Source organism: Paracoccus tibetensis, assembly GCF_900102505.1.
Classification (GTDB): Bacteria; Pseudomonadota; Alphaproteobacteria; order Rhodobacterales; family Rhodobacteraceae; genus Paracoccus; species Paracoccus tibetensis.
Map to the genome: position 1 here is coordinate 14,643 of NZ_FMVT01000002.1, position 17,940 is coordinate 32,582.

Consider the following 17,940-nt stretch of genomic DNA (forward strand, 5'->3'; position numbering starts at 1 on the left):
AGGCGTCCGTAGCAGTGTATTCCCAGACTCGAAGATAGGGCTGACTCCCGCCTCTGACGTGCACACTTGCGGCTCTCGGTAATCTGCCGCGGCTCTTAGTTCGCGCCTGGCGCCAACCGCTGAGATCGTTCCTCTGCTTCTCGCTGCACATTCACGTCCCAACCAACGCGAAGCTTGACGAGCCGCCTCGCCAAGACGGCCGCCCTGATCTTCGCCGCAGGTGCGACGCCTACCATGGCGAGCATGCCTTCCTACCAGTGCCGCGTCCCGGGCGCGCCCTTGATGTTGCCCTCAAGATTGGGCGTGACCCACCCGCCGTAGAAGTCGCCCGGCTGCGGCGCGACTTGCAGATTTCCCACCCATGCTTCGTCCACCAGTCCGGCATAGAAGGCGACATGGCCCGCGAGCGCGGCGTATGCTGCGGCAGGGCGATCATAGGCCCATGCCGCGCGTGGGGCCGCCGCGCCCTTGACCAGCACGTCATAGTAGCGCGCGGTCCCCTTCCATTCGCAGAAGCTCGTCCCCGGTGCCGGGCGAAGCGTGGCCATCACGTCGTCGGGCGGCAGGTAGTAGGTCGGCGCGTGATGCGTCTCGAGCACACGCAGGGCGCGGGTCGTCTCGGCCACTGTGGCGCCGCCGAGGACGATCCTGATCCGCTGCGGGACCGGCTCCAGTCTCGGCGGGCGCGGATAGGACTGGACGTTCTCGCGCGGAAGGTCCGTCATGCGGCGGCTTCCCCGGCGTGGCACGCGCGCACCCCTACCGCGATCCCGACATCGGCGAACCTGACCATCATTCCGGGGACGGCAGCGGCTGAAGGCTTCGAAGGTAGAGGATCACGGCATCGACATCCTGATCCGTCATCTTCGCGAAGTAGTCGTAGGGCATCGGCGGCATCATCCGCTCGCCGTTCGGCCGGATGCCCTGGGTGATCATGGCCTTCAACTCCGCGTCCGAATGATCCGCGAGACCGTCCTCGGGATGAGGCGTCAGGTTGGTCGCCACCGCGAGGCCCCAGGGGCCCTCGAACTGGAACCCGCCCGCGAAGGGATGCGTCTCGATCATCGCCCCCTGCGGGCCCGGCGCGGAATGGCACTCGACGCAGTGCGAGACGGGGCCCGCCAGATAAGCCCCGTATTCGATGCTGACGCCTTCGACCGGGTGGGTGACCGTCTCGACCGGCGGGCCGTAGGCGGGCGGAAGCGGGATGTTGTAGACGCTTTCGGGCTGCTGTCCCTCCACCTCCGGCACCGTTCTCAGATAGGCGACGATCGACAGCAGGTCGTCGTCCGACAGGCCGCGATAGACCGCGAACGGCATCGGCGGCCCGATCAGCGTTCCGTCCGGCCGCACGCCTTCGCGAATGGCTTTTGCCAGTTCGGCGTCGGACCATCCGCCGATCCTTGCGGCCGGGGTGATGTTCGGAGCGTAGGCCCGGAAGGCCGGACTGTCGACCACCAGTCCGCCCCCCAGCAGACGCGACAGGTCCGGCCCGTCCCTACCAGTGGCCGTATGGCAGTTGCCGCAGGCGGCAGGACCGGTGACGAGATACTCCCCCCGCTCGACCGACGGCGCCGCAGAGGCGGCCGGGCAGTTGAGCAGGGACAAGGCTGGAAGTGCGGTCAGGAACAAGCAACGCATGATGCTCAAGCCTCACAGATGGCCGTGACGACGACGGCAAGGCGAAGTGTATCACGTTCTGCTGGGAATGCACGCGCTGCATCCGGCGCATGGGCTGCCTTGTGCAACGATTTCAGCCATCAGCGACTGGACCCGCACGTCCGTTCCGGCGGCACGCGGGTCCGGCTTCCGGCCGCATGGCGTCGCTAGTGCGAGATCATCCAGGGGCGCTTGGCGGGGAAGGACTTCGAGCCGTCCGGGCGGTAGAACGTGCCGGACGATCCCTTGCTGCCGGCTCCGGAGCAGCAGCCGCAGCCCGGGCCGTGGGCGGCGCCGCCGCCCTTGCTCAGACGGCGGGGGCTGTCGGCGCTGCGCTCGTTGGTGGCGAAGGCGGCGCGCCGGCCGCCGTCCATGCGCGCCAGGATCGGCGCCGTCAGCAGGGCGCGCGGGCTGCTTGTGCCGCAGGACGGGCAGGCCGAGGGCTGGTCGTAGTCCGCCATCGCCGCGCGGGCCTCGAAGGGGCCGCAGGCGGCGCAGAGGTAGTCATAGCTGGGCATGGCAAGCCTTTTCGTTGATTGAGGCGCGGCGGGCGCTGCGACCCGCCGATGGCGTCACAGATCGGGCGCGAGGGGGACATCCACAGATCCGTCGAGATGCATGACCGGCCCCGAGGAGTTGGGCATCATGTCATGGGCGAAGATGTCGGTCGGCAGCCACAGGGTTGCGCAGGCGTTCGGGATGTCGACCACGCCCGAGATGTGCCCCTGGACGGGCGCTGTTCCGAGGATCGCGTAGGCCTGTGCGCCGGTATAGCCGAACTTCTTGAGATACTCGATCGCGTTGAGGCAGGCCTGCCGATAGGCGACATGCACATCCAGATAGTGCTGCGTCCCGGACTCGTCGACCGAGATCCCCTCGAAGATCAGGAAGTCGTCGTATCTGGGGGCCATCGGGGACGGCTTGAAGATCGGGTTGCGGATGCCGTATTTCGCGCAGCCGTCCTTGATCAGGCTGACCTTCAGGTGAAGCCAGCCGGCCATCTCGATGGCGCCGCAAAAGGTGATCTCTCCGTCTCCCTGGCTGAAATGCAGATCGCCCATCGAGAGGCCGGCACCCTCGACATAGACCGGGAAGTAGATCGTCGAGCCGCGGGACAGGTCCTTGATGTCGCAGTTGCCGCCATGCTCGCGCGGGGGCACGGTGCGCGCGCCCTCGGCGGCAGCCTTGTCGCGGGCCTCGCCGGTCAGCGCGCCCATATGGGCCGACTGCGTGTTCGGAAGCGCCGCCAGCGGCGGCACCCGCGCGGGGTCGGTGTCGAACAGGGCCTTCTCGCGGCTGTTCCACATGTCCAGCATCTTGCGGTCGGGCAGGCAGCCGATCAGCCCCGGATGGATGAGGCCCGCATACTTCACCCCCGGCACGTGGCGCGAGGTGGTGAACATGCCGTGGAAGTCCCAGATCGACTTCTGGGCCTGCGGGAAATGGTCGGTCAGGAAGCCGCCGCCGTTCTTCTTCGAGAAGAAGCCGTTGAAGCCCCACTGGCTTTCCTCCTTGGCGCCGATGTCGAGGATCTCGACCACCAGAAGATCGCCCGGCTCGGCGCCCTTGATGCCGATGGGGCCGGACAGGTAGTGCACCTGCTCCAGCTCGACATCGCGCACGTCGGCGGCGTCGTCGTTGTTGGCGATCTGCCCGCCGGTCCAGTCGTAGCACTCGATCTTGAACTCGTCGCCAGGCTCGACCCAGACCGCGATGGGGATGTCGGGATGCCAGCGGTTGTGGATCTTCTCGTTGGTGTGCGGGCTTTCCGCGAGGTCCACGGAGATGAGGGTATCGGCCATTCTTGGATTGCCTCCTGTTGGCGGGTCAGACGGAAAGGAAACGGGCGACGCGGGCCTCGTCGAGGCCGGCGCGCGGGGCGTCGTGGACGATCTGGCCGTTCTCGATCACCATCACCCGGTCGGCGACGTCCAGCGCGAAGCTGAGCACCTGCTCCGAGATCAGGATCGACAGCCCGCGCTCGTCCCGGATGCGCCTCAGCGTCCGCGCCATCTCGCGGATGATCGAGGGCTGGATGCCTTCGGTCGGCTCGTCCAGCAGCAGCACCTTTGGGTCCGAGGCGAGCGCGCGCGCGATGGCCAGCTGCTGCTGCTGGCCGCCCGACAGGTTGCCGCCGCGCCGCGCCTTCATCTCGCGCAGGACGGGGAACAGCTCGTAGATGTCACCCGGCACCTGGCGACGGCCGGTCACCGTCAGGCCCGTCTCGACATTCTCCTGCACGGTCATGGCCGAGAAGATCATGCGGCCCTGCGGCACATAGGCAAGACCATGTGCGACCCGCTGGTGGGGGCGCATCGCGCCGATCGGCGCATCCCCAAGCAGGATGTCGCCCGCCTTCACCGGTACGATGCCCATCAGCGTCTTCATGAGCGTTGTCTTGCCCATGCCGTTGCGGCCCATGATCACGACGATCTCGGCCGGGGCGACCGGCAGATCGATGCCGTGCAGCACCTCGCTTTCGCCATAGGCGGCGCGCAATCCGTTCACGTTCAGCATGATCGCCCCCTTAATGGCCCAGATAGACTTCGATGACGTCGGGATCGGCCTGCACATGGGCCATCGAGCCTTCGGCCAGCAGCTTGCCGCGGTGCAGGACCGTGACGCGGGTGGCGATCTCCTCGACGAACTTCATGTCGTGTTCGACCACGATCACCGAGCGGTCCGCGATGATCCGGTTCAGCAGCTCGGCCGTCTTCACGCGCTCGGCCACGGACATGCCCGCGACCGGCTCGTCCAGCATCAGCAGCTGCGGGTCCTGGATCAGCAGCATGCCGATCTCCAGCCACTGCTTCTGGCCGTGGCTGAGATGGGCGGACTTCTGGTCGAGGTGATCGGACAGGAAGATCACCTCGGCCACCTCCTCGATGCGCTCGCGCACCTCGGCGGTGCGGCGGAAGGCCAGCGCGCCGAAGACGGAGTAGCCGCGCGGATAGCTGATCTCGAGGTTCTCGAAGACCGTAAGGTCCTCGTAGACCGACGGGGTCTGGAACTTGCGGCCGACGCCTGCATGCACGATCTGGTCCTCGCGCATCTTCAAAAGCTCCATCCCCTTGAACTCGACCGAGCCCGAGGTGGCGCGGGTGCGGCCGCAGATGAGGTCCAGCACCGTCGTCTTGCCGGCACCGTTCGGCCCGATGATGACGCGGCACTCGTTGGGGGCGATGTAGAGGTTCAGCCCGTCCACCGCCTTGAACCCGTCGAAGGACACGGTTAGGTCCTCGACCGACAGGATCAGCCTGGGGTTCTCAATGCTCATGCTTGCACCTCATTCGGCCGGGGCCGCTGCGGGCGACGTGCCGGCGGGACTTGCTGGAGGCATCGGCTTTTTCGGCGCTGCTGCGGGGCTCGGGACCTGCGGTGGCACGGGGCGCCTGCGCAGCCGTGCCGGCAGTGGCGCCACATGGCGGTTCCAGAGGCCGGCTAGCCCCTCGGGAAAGAATAACACCACCGCGATGAAGAGGCCGCCAAGGCCGAACTGCCACAGCTCGGGGAAGCTCTCCGAGAAGCCGGTCTTGGCCAGGTTGACCAGAAGGGCACCCCAGACCGCGCCAAGGATCGAGTGGCGCCCTCCCACGGCGCAGAAGATCACCATCTCGATCGAGGGCACGATGCCGACGAAGCTGGGCGACATGAAGCCGACCTGGAGCGTGAACATGGCCCCGCCGATGGCCGCGAAGGCCGCGCCGACGCAGAAGACGAAGATCTTGAAGGCGGCAACGTCGTATCCGGAGAAGCGGACGCGGTCCTCGCGGTCGCGCATGGCGATCAGCAGCCGGCCCGCCTTGGAGCGGCGGATGAACTGCGCGATCCCCAGGCAGGCAAACAGCAGGACGCCGTTGACGAGATACAGCACCTCCTTCGCGTCGTCGGTGCGGATGTCCCAGCCCTTGAGCGTGCGCAGGTCGGTGATGCCGTTCACGCCGCCTGTGTATCCCTGCTGGCCGATGATCAGGATCGTCAGGATCGCGGCGATGGCTTGGGTGATGATCGAGAAGTAGACCCCGCCCACCCGCCGGCGGAACATCGCCATCCCGATGACGAAGGCGAATGCGACGGGCACCGCGACCACGGCGACGAGGGTGAAGGTCAGCGAATGGAACGGCTCCCACCACCACGGCAGCGCCGTCACTTGGTTCCAGTCCATGAAGTCGGGAATGCCCGGCGTGGACTGGATGGCCGTGGCCTCGGGAGTCGAGGCCTCCAGCTTGAGAAACATTGCCATGCAGTAGCCGCCAAGGCCGAAGAAGACGCCCTGCCCCAGGCTGAGGATGCCGCCGGCGCCCCAGCACAGCACCAGCCCCACCGCCACGAAGGCATAGGTCAGGTACTTGCCGTAGAGGTTCAGCCGGAACGGATCGAGGATCGCCGGCAGGACCAGGAAGATCAGGATCGCGAGGATCGCGGCGCCTGCCAGTTCGGTCCGGGTCAGGAAGCCGCGAGTGGGCGAGGCTGCAAGGGTGGTGTCACGCATGGTTCGCCTCATTTCCGCAGCTTGAGGGTGAACAGGCCCTGCGGGCGCAGCATCAGCACGCCGACGACGGCCAGCAGCGTCAGGACCTTGGCCATCGAGCCAGAGAGGAAGAATTCCAGGAAGGACTGCGTCTGGCTGATCGTGAAGGCCGAGGCGATGGTGCCGAGCAGGCTGGCCGAGCCGCCGAAGACGACCACGAGGAACGTGTCCACGATGTAGAGCTGTCCCGAGGTGGGCCCGGTCGAGCCGATCATCGTGAAGGCCGAACCGGCGACGCCCGCGACCCCGCAGCCGATGCCGAAGGTCAGCCGGTCGGTCCTTCCGGTGTTGATGCCGGTCGCTTCGGCCATGGTGCGGTTGGCCATGACCGCACGCACCTGAAGGCCCCATTGCGACCGGTAGAGCAGCAGGTAGACCCCGGCCGCGATGACGATCGTCAGCACCATGACGAAGAGCCCGCTGATCGGGACCTCGATCATGTTGGTCAGCGGCAGCGAGCCCATCATCCAGGACGGGACGGTCACGCCGACCTCGCGGGCGCCGAAGACGCTGCGGTAGGTCTGCTGGAGGATCAGCGACAGGCCCCAGGTCGCCAGCAGCGTGTCGAGCGGCCGGTGATAGAGCCGCCGGATCAGCGCCCATTCGACCACCATCCCCAAGGCTCCGGCCACCACGAAGGCCAGCGCCATGGCGACGAAGAAATAGATCCCGAAGAGGCCCGGCAGCCAGGTCTGGAACAGCCCCGACATGAGGTAGGTGACGTAGGCGCCCAGGATCATGAACTCGCCATGGGCCATGTTGATCACGCCCATCTGGCCGAAGATGATGGCCAGCCCCAGTGCCATCAGCACGAAGACGGAAAACAGGATCAGGCCGGCAAATCCTTGCATGGCAAAGATCGATCCCAGCTCGCCCCAGCTGTAGTCGGCAAACATCGCGCACCTCGCGTCGGGGAATGGGGCGGATGCCGGAGGCCGGCACCCGCTGTCGAACGGCGCTCGCCGGAGGGTTCGCGCCTACTGGTAGCCTTCCGGGAAGGGGTCCGGCTCGACCAGTTCGGCGGTCTCGAAGACGACCTCGTACTGGCCGTCGGGCATCGCCCGCCCGACGCGGGTCTTCGACCACAGGTGGTGGTTCTCGTGGACCTTCACGTAGCCTTCGGGCGCGGTGTCCATCTCGATCCCGGGGCTCGCCTCGCGGATGCGGTCGATGTCGAAGCTGCCGGCCCGTTCGACGGCCGCCTTCCAGAGCCACGGCCCGAGATAGGCGGCCTGCGTCACGTCGCCGATGACGATGTCCTGGCCCCACATCTCCTTGAAGGCCTGCACGAAGGCGGCGTTGTTGGCGTTGTCCAGCGACTGGAAGTACTTCATGCAGGCATAGGCGCCGGCGATGTTCTCTCCGCCGATGCCGAGAATCTCGTCCTCGGTGACCGAGATGGTCAGCAGCAGCGGCGCCTCGCGCGTCAGGTCGATCCCCGCCGCCTGCAGCTGCTTGTAGAACGCGACGTTCGAGCCGCCCACGACGATCGCGTAGATGACGTCGGGCTTGCGCAGCTTGATCTTGTTGATGACCGAGTTGAACTGGGTGTGGCCAAGCGGATAATACTCCTCGCCGACCACCTCGAGCCCCAGCTTCTCGATGTGCTTGCGGGCGATCTTGTTCGACGTGCGCGGCCAGATGTAGTCCGAGCCGAGCAGGTAGAAGGACTTCGCGCCCTTTGTCTGGGTCACCCAGTCAAGCCCCGCGAGGATCTGCTGCGTGGCTTCCTGGCCGGTGTAGATGACGTTCGGGGACTCCTCGAGCCCCTCGTAGAAGGTGGGGTAGTAGAGCATCCCGTTATGCTGCTCGAAGACCGGCAGCACCGCCTTGCGGCTGGCCGAGGTCCAGCAGCCCATGACCGAGGCGACCTTGTCGTTGACCAGCAGCTTGCGCGCCTTCTCGGCGAAGGTCGGCCAGTCAGATGCGCCGTCCTCCTGGATGAACTTGATCTGCCGCCCGAGCACGCCGCCCTGCGCGTTGATCTGCGCGATGGCGAGCTTCTCGGCCTGGACCGATCCCGTCTCGGAGATCGCCATGGTGCCGGTGACCGAATGCAGAATGCCCACCGTCACCTCGGTGTCGGTGACCGCGAGGCCGGTGGTGTTGACCGTGGCCGTGGGGAAGTCGGCGGCCTTCAGATGCTTGGGCAGGAACAGCGCCGCAGTCAGCGCGGCTGACCCGGCAAGGAAGCTGCGGCGGGATGGCGGAGAGGGTGGTTTGGGGGGCATGGCGGGCTCCTTCTGGATGGCCGGCGCGGTGGGAAAACCGCGCCCTGACCCTCAGCCTGCAAGGAGATGCCGCACCGCGACATACGTCGAATGACGTATGCCGACTCGCAGTTTTGCCGCTACGCTGACGACCGTGCCACAACCCGCGCGCCAGCCGGAAAACTGCGCGGGAACAGGAACAGGGGACCCGGATGGCAGAGGCCTTCCAGGCGACGCGAGAGCGGCGGCAGTACAGCCGTTGGGTCGCCGACGAGACCATCGAGGACTTCGCGCTGCGCTTCACCGCGCGCCGCGCCCGGCGCTGGTCCCACGGGCGGGTGGCGAACACGGCCATCGGATCGATCTCGTTCCTCGCGCTGGAGGCCATCGGCGCGGCCGTCACGCTGAGCTGGGGGTTCGACATCGCGGTGGCGGCGATCCTGTGGGGCGGGCTGATCCTCTTCGTCACGGCGCTGCCGATCAGCTACTACGCCGCGCGCTACGGCGTGGACATCGACCTTCTGACGCGCGGGGCGGGCTTCGGCTATCTCGGCTCGACGCTGACATCGCTGATCTACGCCTGCTTCACCTTCATCTTCTTCGCGCTGGAGGCCGCGATCCTGGCCACGGCGTTGAAGCTGGTCTTCGGCATCCCGGTGTCGATCGGCTACGTCCTGTCGTCGCTCGCCATCATTCCGCTGGTGATGCACGGCTTTCGCCGGATCTCGGCCTTTCAGGCCATCACCCAGCCCGCGTGGATCGTGCTGCACGTGCTCCCGTTCCTGCTGATCGGGCTGGGCGATCACGACTTGCCAGACTGGACCGGCTTTGCCGGGCAGGCAGGCGGCACGACGCCGAGCGTCCTGGCCTTCGGCGCGGCCTCCGGCGTGGTCCTGGCGCTGATCGCGCAGGTGGGCGAGCAGGTGGACATCCTGCGCTTCCTGCCCGAGCCGCGCAGCCGGCGCGAGCACCTGCGCTGGTGGCTGGCGGTCCTGTCAGCCGGCCCGGGATGGGCGGTGCTGGGCACGGTGAAGATGCTGCTGGGGTCGTGGCTGGTCACGCTTGTGCCCATCGCCGCCGTCAGTTCGAACCTGAGCGAGGCCATCGATCCGACGCAGCTATATCATGCCGCCTTTTCCCTCGCGCTTCCCGAGCCGGCGCTGGCACTGGCGCTGACGGGCATCTTCGTGATCCTGTCGCAGCTGAAGATCAACGTCACGAACGCCTATGCCGGCTCGATCGCGTGGTCCAACTTCTTCTCGCGCATCACCCATGCTCATCCGGGCCGCGTCGTCTGGCTGTTCTTCAACGTGGCAATCGCGCTGCTGCTGATGGAACTTGGCGTCTTCGCGGCGCTCGAGGTGACGCTGTCGGTCTACTCGCACGTCGCCCTGGCCTGGATCGGCGCGCTCTTCGCGGACCTGACGGTGAACAAGCCCCTGGGCCTGTCCCCGCGCGGGATCGAGTTCCGCCGCGCACACCTCTACGACATCAATCCGGTGGGAACAGGCGCGATGTTCGGCGGCACGCTTCTTGCCATGCTGGCCCATACCGAATTTGCAGGCGCGCAGATCGAGGCGCTGTCGCCCTTCGTGGCGCTCGTCAGTTCAGGCGTGCTGGCCGTGCTGATCGCGTGGGCGACCGGCGGGCGCTACTACATCGCCCGGCCGGCGCCCGTCTTGGAGGGGGACTCCGTCCAGTGCTGCCTTTGCGAGTACAGCTTCGACCGCGAGGACATGACGAACTGTCCCTTCTACGCGGCGCCGATCTGCTCGCTCTGCTGCTCGCTCAACGCCTCCTGCGGCGATGCGTGCAAGCCCGAGGCGCGGCTGGACAACGTGCTGCGCCGCTTGGGCGAGGCGCATCTTCCCGCGCGCCTGATCGACGTCCTGGATCAGCGCCTGGTCCGGTTCGGCGTCGTGACCATGATGCTGGTCGCCGCCGCGGGGGGTGTCGTGCTGGTCATCCGCCAGACGGCCGCAGCAGGCGATCTGGCCGCGCTGGACGCGGCGCTGGCCCTGATCCTTGCCAGTTCCGTCATCATCATCGGCATCGCGGTCTGGCTGTTCCTGCTGACCGGGGAGGCAAGGCAGGCAGCCCTGCGCGACAGCGAGCGGCAGACCGAGCGGCTGCGGCGCGAGATCCGCGCCCATGAACGCACCGACCGCGCCCTGCAGGCCGCCAAGGAGCAGGCCGAGGCCGCCAGCCAGGCCAAGACCCGCTACATGGCGGGCCTCAGCCACGAGCTGCGCACGCCCCTGAACGCCATCTACGGCTATGCCCAGATCCTGGACGCCGACGCCCGGATGCCGCCGGACCGGCACGAGGCGGTGCGGGCGATCCGCCGCTCCAGCGAGCATCTGGCAGGTCTGATCGAGGGGCTTCTGGACATCTCGAAGATCGAGGCGGGCCGGCTTGAGCTGACGCGCACCCGGGTGAACCTGCCCGACCTCCTGCGCCAGATCGTGGACATCTTCCGCGACAGCGCCCGCCGGCAGGGGCTGGACTTCCGGGTCGAGCCGCTGACGAAGCTTCCCGAATGGGTTCTGGTCGACGAAAAGCGCTTGCGCCAGATCGTGATCAACCTTCTGGCCAACGCCTTTCGCTACACGCGCGCGGGCGGCGTCACCCTGCGGATCGGCTGGCGCAACCAGGTCGCGACCATCGAGGTCGAGGACAGCGGCATCGGAATCACGGCCGAGGACCTCGAGCGGATCTGGAACCCGTTCGAGCGCGGCCGCGACCCGGCGCTGCCGCGCGGCACGGGGCTTGGCCTGACGATCACCCGGCTGCTGGTCGATGTTCTCGGCGGAGACATCAGCGTGACCAGCACGCCCGGGCGGGGCAGCCTGTTCCGGCTGAAGCTGTATCTGGCCGAGGCGCCCTCGCCGCGCGTGCACTCGGACCAGGTGCCGATGCGCGCGCAGGCGCAAAGCTACGACGGGCGGCGGCGGCTGGTGATGATCGTGGACGACGACCCAGCCCACCTGTCCCTGATGCAGACATACCTGCGCCAGCGGGGCTTCAACACGGTGACGGCCTCGCATGCCCTTGCCGCGCAGGACCTGCTGGGCGAGCTGCGTCCCGACCTGTTCCTGGTCGATATCGACATGCCCGGCCTCGATGGCTGGGGGCTGGTGCAATGGCTGCGGGTGAACGGCCATCCCGCCACGCCGGTCCTCATCCTCTCCGGCCATGCTCTCGAGGCGCAGTCGGGTGCGCCGGATCTGCGGCTGCATGACGGCTTCATCGCAAAGCCCCTCATCCTCGACGACCTGCTCTCGCGCATCGACGGGCTGTTGAAGCTGGAGCGTCATGCCTTGGACGCAGAAGCCGTGGCGGATCGCGCGACGGCCACTGCGCTGCTGTCCCCCTCGCCGCCCTCTGTCGCCGCGCAGGGCGCGCGACTGTCAACCGATGACCTGGCGGCCCTGCGGGAAATGGCGCGGATCGGCCACCTGCGCGGCCTCAGAACAGCTTTGGCCGCCGCAGCGCCGCCGGCCGGCCTGCGCGAGCAGCTGGACGCGGCGCTGGAGACCGCAGATTTCGAGAGGTTCCTGGATGTTCTTGACGAGCATGCCGACGACGCGGCCTATCTCCGTGACTGAGCGCGCGGCGGCGCAGGTGGCGCTTGTCGTCGACGACGATCCCGCATCGCTGATGATGGTCTCGGATGCGCTGGAGGCGGTGGGGATCACGACGCTGACCGCCCGCGACGGTCAGACCGCATTGCGCTTTGCAGAGCGTCTGGCGCCTGACATCGTCCTGCTGGACGCGATGATGCCGGGCCTCGACGGGTTCGAGACCTGCCGCAGGCTCAAGGCCCCGCCCCTGTCGCTGGACGCGCCGGTCATCTTCATGACGGGACTGACCGAGCAGTCGAGCGTCGTGCTCGGCCTTCAGGCGGGCGGCGTCGACTATGTGACCAAGCCGTTGCAGATGGACGCCCTGATCGCGCGCATCGGCGTGCACCTCGTCAATGCCTCGAGGCTCGCCAGCGCGCATCAGGCGCTGGAGGCGACGGGGCGTGGCGTGGCCGCCTTCTCGCGCGACGGCATCCTGACCTGGGCCTCCGCCCATGCGCAGGTGCTGCTGGCGGCCGATCCCGGTCTTCTGCACGACGGCCGTGCCGCGGCTGCATTCGCACGTTGGCTTGCAAGCCTCTCGGCGACCCCTCTCTCAGAGGCGGGCGCGCATCTGACCCCGGCGCTTGTCGTGGACTATCTTGGCACGACCCCGGCAAGCGATACCCTGGTGTCGGTCAGCGCGCGCGACCAGCGCTGTCCCCAGGAGATCCTGGCCACCCGCTTCGGCCTGACCGAGCGCGAGGCAGAGGTGCTGCTGTGGGTCACGCGCGGGAAGACCAGCGCGGATATCGGGCAGATCCTGGGCCTCAGCTGGAGAACGGTCAACAAGCACCTCGAGATGGTGTTCCAGAAGATGGGGGTCGAGAACCGCACCTCGGCCGCCGTCCTAGCGGACCGTGCCTTGTCCCGCTAGATCCGCAGGTCACACGCTTGGCCCCACGTCCCCCACCGCAAAGCCTAACCCAGACCACGTGACTGCGCGCGGCGCGTGCTGAGGAGAAGGTTCGTCTCGGACGTCACCACGCCGTCGAGGTTGCGGATGCGGCGCAGGACCTCGTCCAGTTCGGCCAGCGACTGCGCCGCAAGGTCCACCACCAGGTCCCACCGGCCGTTCGTCGAATGGACCGCCGTCACCTCGGGCATGCCCGCTAGGCGCGCCATGATGCGGTCGCCGCCGCGGCCCTCGATCCCGATCAGCATCAGCCCGCGCACCGGTGCGTCGGCCACGTCGCCGCGGGTGATGGCGGTGAAGCCCAGGATCTCGCCCTGCGCCTGTAGCCGCGCAAGGCGCAGCCGCACCGTCGCCCGGCTGACCCCGAGCCGCTGCGCCAGCATCTGCACCGATGCCCGCCCATCGCGCCGCAGCTCGGCGATCAGCCGCATGTCCACGTCGTCCAATTCGGCGCTCCTTTGTGCCAATCTGCGCCATTCGCTGCCCGATCCGGCAGAATGTCCAGTTGAAACCTGCCCGTCCTGCGCCCGATCCTGAGGCTGATGCCGCAAGCTTTTACAGGAGAGACCATGTCCCTGCCCTCGCGCCACGCCCTCGTGCCCTTTGTCAGCGTCGATCACATGATGCGTCTCGTCCTGCATATCGGGATCGAGCGGATGATGGTCGAACTGGCCGACGCGATCGAGGCCGACTTCCGCCGCTGGCCCGAGATCGACAAGACGCCTCGCGTCGCCAGCCATTCCGACATCGGCGTGATCGAGCTGATGCCGACCTCGGACGGGCAGCAATACGGCTTCAAATACGTGAACGGGCACCCGTCGAACACGCGGCGCGGGCTGCAGACCGTGACGGCGTTCGGCGTGCTGGCCGATGTGGCGACCGGCTATCCGGTGCTGGTCTCGGAGATGACGATCCTGACGGCGCTGCGGACGGCGGCGAGCAGCGCGATGGCGGCGAAGTGGCTGGCGCCCCGCGGCAGCCGGGTGATGGCGATGATCGGCAACGGCGCGCAGGCCGAGTTCCAGGCGCTGGCCTTCAAGGCCGTCTGCGGGATCGAGGAGGTGCGCCCTTACGACATCGACCCGGCCGCCACGCGCAAATGCGCGGCGAACCTTGCCGGGCGCGGGCTGCGGGTTGTGCCCTGCGCCACCGCCGAAGAGGCGATCCTGGGCGCGCAGATCGTCACGACCTGCACGGCGGACAAGCAATACGCGACGATCCTGACCGACAACATGGTCGGCGGGGGCGTGCATATCAACGCGGTCGGCGGCGACTGCCCGGGCAAGACCGAGCTGGCGCCCGCGATCTTGCACCGCGCCGGCATCTTCGTCGAATACCCGCCGCAGACGCGGATCGAGGGCGAGATCCAGCAGCTGGACCCCGACCATCCGGTGACCGAGCTGTGGCAGGTGATCGCGGGCACCGCGCCGGGGCGCCTGGATGCCGGGCAGGTGACGCTGTTCGACAGCGTCGGCTTCGCAATCGAGGATTTCAGCGCGCTGCGCTATCTGCACGCGCGGCTGGCGGGGACGGGGCTGTGGCTGGATCTGGACATGATCGCGGACCCGGACGATCCGCGCGATCTTTTCGGCATGATCTGCCGGGCCGAGACCGCGGCCACCGCCGCCTGAGGCCCGCGCTTCCCCTCGCCGGGGAGGCGCTTGCTCATGCGGCCTGCGCGGCAAGGAACCCCTGAAGCCGCTCGGTCGAGGGGCGGCGCAGCACCTCGCGCGGATCGCCCTCTTCCGCGATCACGCCCTGGTCGAGGAAGATCACCCGGTTCGAGACCTCGCGGGCGAAGTTCATCTCGTGCGTCACCACGATCATCGTGCGGCCCTCCTCGGCGAGGCTCCGCATCACCCGCAGGACCTCGCCCACCAGTTCGGGGTCCAGTGCGCTGGTCGGCTCGTCGAACAGCATCAGCTCGGGCTCCATCGCCAGGGCGCGGGCGATCGCGACGCGCTGCTGCTCGCCCCCCGACAGGAAGCCCGGATAGGCGGCGGCCCGATGCGCGACGCCGACGCGGGCGAGGTAGTGATCGGCCCGCTCGGCCGCCTCGGCCTTGGACAGCCCGTGGACGCGGATCGGGCCCAGCATGACGTTCTCGCGCGCGGTCATGTGGGACCAGAGGTTGAACTGCTGGAAGACCATGGTGACCCGGGCGCGGAAGGCGCGCAGCTGCGCCTCGTCCGCGACGACCAGATCGCCCAAGCGGTCGCGCCTGCAGGTCAGGGCTGCGCCGGCGAAGGCGATCTGCCCCTCGGTCGGATGCTCGAGGAAGTTGAGGCAGCGCAGGAAGGTGCTTTTCCCCGACCCCGAGGCGCCGATCATCGAGATGACGTCGCCTCGCCCGGCGGTCAGGCCAAGGCCGCGCAGCACCTCGCGCGTGCCGAACTTCTTGCGGATGCCCGAGGCTTCTAGAAGTGCGGTCATGGTCCCTCCTTACGGGCTGAGCAGCAGGCCGTCGCGGAACGGGACCTGCCCGGCGATCTTGCCGAGGCGCTTGCCGGCCTCGGCGATGCGGGTGGCGGGGCGGGCGTAGAAGACGCCCGAGGTGCTGGCGCGGACTGGCGTGACCTCGCCGCTTGGCAGGTCGGTGATCTCGGCGACGATGTCGCCCGCCGCCACCGTCTCGCCCAGGGCCACGGCGTATGAAAGCAGCCCGGCGACGGGGGCGAGCAGCGCCTCGGACCCCGCCAGCGGGGTGGGCGCGCAGGCGGGATCGGGCAGCGAGACCAGACCCGAGACGACGCCCAGATGCGTCAGGTAATCCACCAGCGCGTCCGCGTCCCCTGCCCCCAGCTTCCGGCAGACATCCGCGCGGCCGCGCAGCTCGACCGTCGCGCTGGCGCAGCCGAGCGGAATCGGACGGTCCGGGAAACGCGCGGCCAAGGCGGTCCAGGGGCCGGAGAGCGCCTCGTCGAAGGGGTGCCCGCCCGACACCTCGGCCAGCAGCACCGCCCGGCAGCCGGTCAGCGCGGCGAGGGGGGCCAGCCGCTGCCATGCGGCGGGCTGGGTGTAGAGGTGCATCTCGGCCTCGCCGTCGCAATGCAGGTCCAGCACCACGTCGGCACCGAGGGCGAGGCCCATCAGGTGGTGGCGCAGCACCTCGGCCGGGCCGACCGGGCGGCGCGCGGCCAGCGCGGCGGCCAGCGCCTCGCGAATGGCAGCGGTGTTGGCCGCCGGATCGTCCGTCAGGCGCGGCGCGACGGCCTCGGCCGCGTCGGCCGTCAGTTCGGGATAGTCGCGGTTGAAGTTGCGCCCGTCATAGAGATCGAAGCGCCCGGAATGATCGCCGTGCAGCACCTGCCCGAGGCCGAGGGGGTTGGCGAAGGGCACGACCGTGACATGGCCCGTCAGGCGGCCCGCCGCCTCGGCCTCGGCCAGCCGGTCAGCCAGAAGGCGCGCGGCCATCATGCCCGGCCCCTCGTCCGCGTGCAGGCCGCCCTGGACATGGACATGCGGCCGGGCGGCCGGATCGCCATAGGACAGGGTCAGAACGTCGTGGCGGCTGCCAGCCCCCCGTCCGGGGAAGGAGAAGACGCGTTCACGCATGGAGAGGGGCCTTTCGGGGTTCGGCCTGCGCCGGTGTCGCGCTGGCGCGCGGGTCGAGGTGGCGCAGGAAGTGACGTTCCAACAGGCGGAACATCGTGGTCAGAAGGACGGTCAGTCCCAGGTAGAACAGCGCGGCCAGGCCGAAGCTTTCGGGGATCACCAGGTAGTTGGTGTAGACGTCGCGGCCCACGCGCAGGATCTCGACGATGGTGACGGTGCTGGCCAGCGCGGTCGCGTGCATCAGCTGCACGATCTCGTTGCCGTATTGCGGCAGCGCGCGGCGCCAGGCACCCGGCCAGAAGACGTCGCGGAAGACCTGCGCGCGCGTCAGGCCCATGGCGCGGGCAGCCTCGATCTCGCCCGGCGGCGTCGTGCGGATCGCGCCCGCGAAGATCTCGGCCGTGTAGGCGGTGGTGTTCAGCGTGAAGGCGAGCCAGGCGCAGAACCACGGATCGCGCAGCAGCGGCCAGAGCGCGCTGTTCCGGATCAGCCCGAACTGCGGCAGGCCGTAATAGATGATGAAGAGCTGCACCAGCAGCGGCGTGCCGCGGATCACATAGGTGTAGCCGAAGGCCGGCCAGGACAGCCAGCGGCTGCGCGCGGCGCGGGCGACGGCCAGCGGCACCGCCAGCAGCAGTCCCGTGATCGCCGAGGCGATGAGCAGGATCAGCGTCATCTGCAGCCCGTCCCAGAAGACGGGCAGCATCTCGCGCACGAGGGTCCAGTTGATCATCGCGCCGCCTCCGCCCGCACCCCGCGCGAGACGCGCCGGTTCAGCGCCCCGAGCGCCAGGATCGAGACGGTGGTCACGCCAAGGTAGATCACGCCGATCAGCGCGTAGAAGGTGAAGGGCTCGCGCGTGGCCGCCGAGGCCAGCGAGGCGCGGTGCACCATGTCGTCGAGCCCGATGATCGAGACAAGCGCAGTGGCCTTCAGCAGCACCAGCCAGTTGTTGGTGAAGCCCGGGATCGCATGGCGGATCATCTGCGGCAGCACGATGTCGCGCAGCACCTGCCCCCGCGTCAGGCCGATCGCGTGGCCCGCCTCGGCCTGCCCGCGGGGGATGGCGAGGATCGCGCCGCGGAAGGTCTCGGTCAGGTAGGCGCCGAAGACGAAGCCCAGGGTGATGGTGCCGGCGGCGAAGGCGTTGACGTCGACATAGCCCCAGCCCTGCGCGGTGGTGAAGCGATTGAGAAGGATCTGCCCGCCATAGAAGACGATCAGCATCAGCAGAAGGTCGGGCAGCGCGCGGATCACCGTCGTGTAGGTGCCCGCCACCGCCCGCAGCACGGGCGAGGCCGACAGCTTGGCGGTGGCCCCCATGAGCCCGAAGACCGAGGCGACGGCCAGCGAGACCAGCGCCACCGACAGCGTGATCCGCAGCCCGTCGAGGATCATCGGCAGATAGCCGTGGAACATGCTCGTTCCTCCAGGTTCGGCGCCTGT

Annotated in this window: 17 protein-coding genes; 3 read left to right on the forward strand and 14 right to left on the reverse strand. The window is 68.3% G+C overall.

Features of this window, described 5'->3' with window-relative positions:
- Positions 1–251: 251 nt before the first annotated feature.
- The 9 genes from BLP73_RS02840 to urtA all read right to left on the reverse strand — a co-directional run bounded on the left by BLP73_RS02840 (position 252) and on the right by urtA (position 8,421).
- The gene (locus BLP73_RS02840) at positions 252–725 is read right to left on the reverse strand and encodes a DUF427 domain-containing protein (RefSeq protein WP_090740113.1); all 474 of its coding nucleotides are present in this window, start codon (positions 723–725) and stop codon (positions 252–254) included.
- Positions 726–792: 67 nt separating this feature from the next.
- A complete protein-coding gene (locus BLP73_RS02845) occupies positions 793–1,632 on the reverse strand; it encodes a c-type cytochrome (RefSeq protein ID WP_245686531.1) in 840 nt (279 codons plus the stop codon).
- 194 nt (positions 1,633–1,826) lie between these two features.
- Positions 1,827–2,177 (reverse strand): FmdB family zinc ribbon protein, encoded by a 351-nt coding sequence (locus BLP73_RS02850; RefSeq protein ID WP_090740116.1) that lies wholly within the window; start codon positions 2,175–2,177, stop codon positions 1,827–1,829.
- Between the two features lie 54 nt (positions 2,178–2,231).
- Positions 2,232–3,461, reverse strand: coding sequence for a formamidase (gene fmdA / locus BLP73_RS02855; protein WP_090740117.1), 1,230 nt, complete (start codon positions 3,459–3,461; stop codon positions 2,232–2,234).
- Between the two features lie 25 nt (positions 3,462–3,486).
- Positions 3,487–4,176 carry an urea ABC transporter ATP-binding subunit UrtE gene (gene urtE, locus BLP73_RS02860; RefSeq protein WP_090740119.1) on the reverse strand — a complete coding sequence of 230 codons (690 nt, stop codon included), beginning with the start codon at positions 4,174–4,176 and terminating at the stop codon, positions 3,487–3,489.
- 10 nt (positions 4,177–4,186) lie between these two features.
- The gene (urtD, locus tag BLP73_RS02865) at positions 4,187–4,936 is read right to left on the reverse strand and encodes an urea ABC transporter ATP-binding protein UrtD (protein WP_090740120.1); all 750 of its coding nucleotides are present in this window, start codon (positions 4,934–4,936) and stop codon (positions 4,187–4,189) included.
- Between the two features lie 9 nt (positions 4,937–4,945).
- Positions 4,946–6,151, reverse strand: coding sequence for an urea ABC transporter permease subunit UrtC (urtC, locus tag BLP73_RS02870; protein WP_090740122.1), 1,206 nt, complete (start codon positions 6,149–6,151; stop codon positions 4,946–4,948).
- 8 nt (positions 6,152–6,159) lie between these two features.
- Positions 6,160–7,086 (reverse strand): urea ABC transporter permease subunit UrtB, encoded by a 927-nt coding sequence (gene urtB / locus BLP73_RS02875; RefSeq protein ID WP_090740123.1) that lies wholly within the window; start codon positions 7,084–7,086, stop codon positions 6,160–6,162.
- Between the two features lie 81 nt (positions 7,087–7,167).
- Complete coding sequence (gene urtA / locus BLP73_RS02880) at positions 7,168–8,421, reverse strand: urea ABC transporter substrate-binding protein (RefSeq protein ID WP_090740125.1); 1,254 nt, start codon at positions 8,419–8,421, stop codon at positions 7,168–7,170.
- 191 nt (positions 8,422–8,612) lie between these two features.
- On the opposite strand from urtA, the gene BLP73_RS02885 reads away from it, so the two are divergent.
- Positions 8,613–12,008 (forward strand): hybrid sensor histidine kinase/response regulator, encoded by a 3,396-nt coding sequence (locus tag BLP73_RS02885; protein ID WP_090740127.1) that lies wholly within the window; start codon positions 8,613–8,615, stop codon positions 12,006–12,008.
- Positions 12,001–12,900 carry a response regulator transcription factor gene (locus BLP73_RS02890; RefSeq protein ID WP_245686532.1) on the forward strand — a complete coding sequence of 300 codons (900 nt, stop codon included), beginning with the start codon at positions 12,001–12,003 and terminating at the stop codon, positions 12,898–12,900. The genes BLP73_RS02885 and BLP73_RS02890 overlap by 8 nt, the downstream gene beginning before the upstream one ends.
- Positions 12,901–12,944: 44 nt before the next feature.
- On the opposite strand, the gene BLP73_RS02895 is transcribed toward BLP73_RS02890, so the two are convergent.
- Positions 12,945–13,385 (reverse strand): Lrp/AsnC family transcriptional regulator, encoded by a 441-nt coding sequence (locus BLP73_RS02895; protein ID WP_175453214.1) that lies wholly within the window; start codon positions 13,383–13,385, stop codon positions 12,945–12,947.
- A gap of 123 nt (positions 13,386–13,508) precedes the next feature.
- Between BLP73_RS02895 and BLP73_RS02900 the strand changes: the two genes are divergently transcribed.
- Positions 13,509–14,570: an ornithine cyclodeaminase gene (locus tag BLP73_RS02900; RefSeq protein ID WP_090740130.1), complete on the forward strand. Its 1,062-nt coding sequence runs from the start codon at positions 13,509–13,511 to the stop codon at positions 14,568–14,570.
- Between the two features lie 34 nt (positions 14,571–14,604).
- Here BLP73_RS02900 and BLP73_RS02905 read toward each other — a convergent pair whose 3' ends face one another.
- From BLP73_RS02905 to BLP73_RS02920, 4 genes are read right to left on the reverse strand one after another with little or no spacing between them, the layout of a single operon-like run.
- Positions 14,605–15,372 carry an ABC transporter ATP-binding protein gene (locus tag BLP73_RS02905; protein WP_090740132.1) on the reverse strand — a complete coding sequence of 256 codons (768 nt, stop codon included), beginning with the start codon at positions 15,370–15,372 and terminating at the stop codon, positions 14,605–14,607.
- Between the two features lie 9 nt (positions 15,373–15,381).
- Positions 15,382–16,494, reverse strand: coding sequence for a succinylglutamate desuccinylase/aspartoacylase family protein (locus BLP73_RS02910; RefSeq protein ID WP_090740133.1), 1,113 nt, complete (start codon positions 16,492–16,494; stop codon positions 15,382–15,384).
- A complete protein-coding gene (locus tag BLP73_RS02915) occupies positions 16,487–17,227 on the reverse strand; it encodes an ABC transporter permease (protein WP_090740135.1) in 741 nt (246 codons plus the stop codon). The genes BLP73_RS02910 and BLP73_RS02915 overlap by 8 nt, the downstream gene beginning before the upstream one ends.
- Positions 17,224–17,913 carry an ABC transporter permease gene (locus tag BLP73_RS02920; protein ID WP_090740136.1) on the reverse strand — a complete coding sequence of 230 codons (690 nt, stop codon included), beginning with the start codon at positions 17,911–17,913 and terminating at the stop codon, positions 17,224–17,226. The genes BLP73_RS02915 and BLP73_RS02920 overlap by 4 nt, the downstream gene beginning before the upstream one ends.
- Positions 17,914–17,940 lie beyond the last annotated feature (27 nt).